Annotated in this window: 2 protein-coding genes and 1 pseudogene; all 3 read left to right on the top strand. The window is 77.5% G+C overall.

The features are described from left to right. On the top strand, positions 1–1,530 hold a 1,530-nt coding region (locus tag ABD994_RS27870), incomplete at its 5' end, for an AAA family ATPase (protein WP_345423651.1). 143 nt (positions 1,531–1,673) lie between these two features. Beyond that, positions 1,674–2,273 carry a hypothetical protein gene (locus ABD994_RS27865; RefSeq protein ID WP_345423648.1) on the top strand — a complete coding sequence of 200 codons (600 nt, stop codon included), beginning with the start codon at positions 1,674–1,676 and terminating at the stop codon, positions 2,271–2,273. A 316-nt stretch (positions 2,274–2,589) separates the two neighbouring features. Next, positions 2,590–3,231: pseudogene (locus ABD994_RS27860) on the top strand (hypothetical protein); the annotation flags it as partial.

Raw genomic sequence — 3,231 nt, 5'->3', positions numbered from 1 at the left:
GCCGACGCCCGGCACGCCGCGGACGCCGCCGAGCGCGCCGACGCCGCCCGCCGCCTCGGGCGCCTGGGCGAGACCGTGCGGGCCGCGGAGGCCGAGGCCGAGCGGATGACTGCCCGTCGCGCCGCCGTCGAGCAGACCCGCGACGACCGGCGCGTGCAGCTGGACGACCTCACCGAGCGCCTCGCCATGGCCCAGGACGAGGCCGCCGACGACGCCGCCGGCACCGTCGAGGCCGACCTGGCCGCCGAGCGGGACCGGGCCTCGGCGGCGCTGACGCAGGAGCGGGCGGCCGAGGTCGACGCCCGGCTCGCCCTGCGCACGGCCGAGGAGCGGTTGCGCGCCGTCACGGGGCGCGCCGAGGGCCTGCGCCGCCGGGCCGAGTCCGAGCGGGAGCAGCGCGCCCGGGCGCAGGAACGTGCGGCCACCCGGGCGCGGGCCGCCGAGCTCACCGAGGAGGCGGTGCGCCACGGCCGCGACGCCCTGGCGCGCCTGGAGGGCTCGCTGGCCCGGGCCGCGGAGGCCCGCGACGCCGCGGCCGCCGTGCGCGAGGCGCGCACCGGCGAGCTGGACACCGCCCGCGAACGCCAGCGCGAGCTGCAGGCGACGCTCGAGCGGCTCACCGACGCCGTCCACCGCGACGAGGTCGTGCGCGCCGAGCAGCGCACCCGGCTGCAGCAGATGGAGTCCGCGATCGGCGAGCGCTTCGGGATCGGGCTCGAGGACCTCGTGGGCGAGTACGGACCCGACGTGCCGATCCCGCCGCCCGCGGGGGAGGTGGCCGAGGTCGAGGCCGCCCGCGAGCGCGGCGAGCAGGTGGTGATGCCGCCGCCGGAGCCGTACGACCGAGCCGTCCAGGAGCGCCGGGCCGCGCGCGCCGAGAAGGAGCTGGGCACGCTCGGCAAGGTCAACCCGCTGGCGCTGGAGGAGTACGCGGCGCTGGAGGAGCGCTACCGATTCCTGTCCACCCAGCTCGAGGACGTCCGCAACAGCCGCAAGGACCTCCTGGAGGTCGTCTCGCAGGTCGACGCGACGATCCTCGAGGTCTTCGCCGCGGCCTTCGCCGACGTCGCCCGCGAGTTCGAGGCCGTCTTCCCCGTCCTGTTCCCCGGCGGCGACGGGCGCCTGGTGCTCACCGACCCGGACGACCTGCTCGCCACCGGCGTCGAGGTGGAGGCGCGCCCGCCCGGCAAGAAGGTCAAGCGGCTCTCGCTGCTCTCGGGCGGCGAGAAGTCGCTGACGGCCGTGGCGATGCTCGTGGCCATCTTCCGGGCGCGCCCGTCGCCGTTCTACGTGCTCGACGAGGTCGAGGCCGCGCTCGACGACGCCAACCTGCGGCGTCTCATCAGCCTGTTCGCCGAGCTCCGGCGCAGCTCGCAGCTCGTCATCATCACCCACCAGAAGCCGACGATGGAGATCGCTGACGCGCTCTACGGCGTGAGCATGCGCGGCGACGGGATCACCGCTGTCATATCCCAGCGCCTCCGGGGGGCCGACGCGCCGGGGCCCTTCGCCGAGACCACCCCAACGTGATCACTCTGCGTGCTGCTACGTTGCCCTGAGTATCGAACGTGACCCGGATCGGGCTCCACGACGACGCTGTCGTGGCCTCCCGGGTCGCGGGCGGCGGCTCTACCGTGCTGGTCAGAGCGCTGCGAGGACCGGGGGGAGCAGAGATGACGTCGGTGCGACCATCCTCGACCCACGCTGCCGGTGTCCTCCCCGCGGTCCCGCCGTCGGTGATCCCCGCGCCCGCCCGCCCGACGGGCCGGCACGCCCGTGCCGGCTCGGGCACGCCGTCCGGCCCGCTGGTGCCGCTGCGCACGGTGATCCGCCCGCCCGGGCCCGTCGACGACCCGGAGGCGACGCTCGAGTCGGTCAAGGGGCGGCTCGTCGTGGACAGCTCCTACAGCCGGCTGACCCCCTTCCTCGGGGCGCGGAAGGTCGCGGTGAGCGTCGACGGGCTGCCGTGGCGCTTCGCCTGGGGCCGGACGCCGATCGACCTGCCCGCCGGCCGGCACCTCGTCGAGATCGAGGTCGAGCCCGGGCGCACCGGTCGCCGCCCCTGGGGGCAGGTCGCCGACGCCGTCCCCGTCGCCGCGGGCAACACCGTCGAGGTCTTCTACCGCGCGCCCGCCCTGCCCCGCCTGGCCGGGTCGCTGGGCCCCGACCGCCAGCGCACCGCCGGCTCCGCCCTCTGCGCGGCGCTCCTGCTCCTCGCCGGCGTCGCCGCCCTGGCGCTCCTCGTCCTCGTACTGGCCCTGCTCCTCGCCTGAGCGCGCCCCCGTTCCGCGAGCGAGGGGCGCCCTCGGTCGGCTAGACGAGCGAGGGGCGCCCCTCGCCGGAACGCGGCAGGGCTCGATTCCGAGCGAGGGGCACCCTCGCTCGGAATCGAAGCGAGCGGCACGTCCCGCAGGCGACGACGCGTGTCGACCATGCGCGGGGCGCCCGTCGTGGCCGGCGACGATGATCAGGAGCGCGTGGTGCACGCCGGACGTGCCGGCCGGGTGGATGCCGCGCCCCTGATCTCGCGCCACTCGGCCGGCCACCCGGCCGCGCGCCGTCGCCGTGCCCGGCTGGGACACTGGCGCCGTGTCCCCGAGCCCGGCCCTGACCTCCCCGCTCGACGTGTCCCCGACCGCCCCGGAGCTGCCCGTCCTCGCGGCACCGCCCGGCACCGGGACGCTCCCGCCGGGGCTGATCGCGACGATCGTGGTCGTCGCGATCGTCGTCGTGCTGCTGATCATCCTGGGCGTCGGGCTCTACCTGCGGCGACGCCGGCAGGTCTCGCTCGCCGAGCCCGAGACCGAGGAGCCGGCGAAGCCGACCAAGGGCACCTACCAGGCCGGCGGCGGGTTCAACTTCAGCGCCGGCAGCGGCGGCTCGACGCTGAGCCCCCCTCGCCCGGAGCCCACACCGGAACCGGCCGAACGCCCGGAGGCCGGCGGCCCGCAGGGCACGGCCCCGCCCGGCGCCGCCGACGCGCCCCCGGCCACCGGCCCCACCACCACGCCCGACGTCCCCGACACCGCGGCCACCGGCCCCGGCGTGCTCGACGAGCCGGGGCTCGCCGGCCCCCAGGCGACGTCGCCGCCCGAGGCCGCGGAGGCGCCGCCGGCGCCCGCCGAGCCGGCGACACCCGCGACCGACGAGACGCCGGCGGCTCTCGCCCCGACCGGCGAGCCCACCGCCGAGCCCACCGCCGAGCCCACCGCCGAGCCCACCGCCGAGCCC

This window comes from Actinomycetospora chlora (assembly GCF_039542135.1).
Lineage (GTDB): Bacteria > Actinomycetota > Actinomycetes > Mycobacteriales > Pseudonocardiaceae > Actinomycetospora > Actinomycetospora chlora.
The sequence above is the reverse complement of the archived record's forward strand: the minus strand, read 5'-3'. Positions and strand labels throughout refer to the sequence as shown.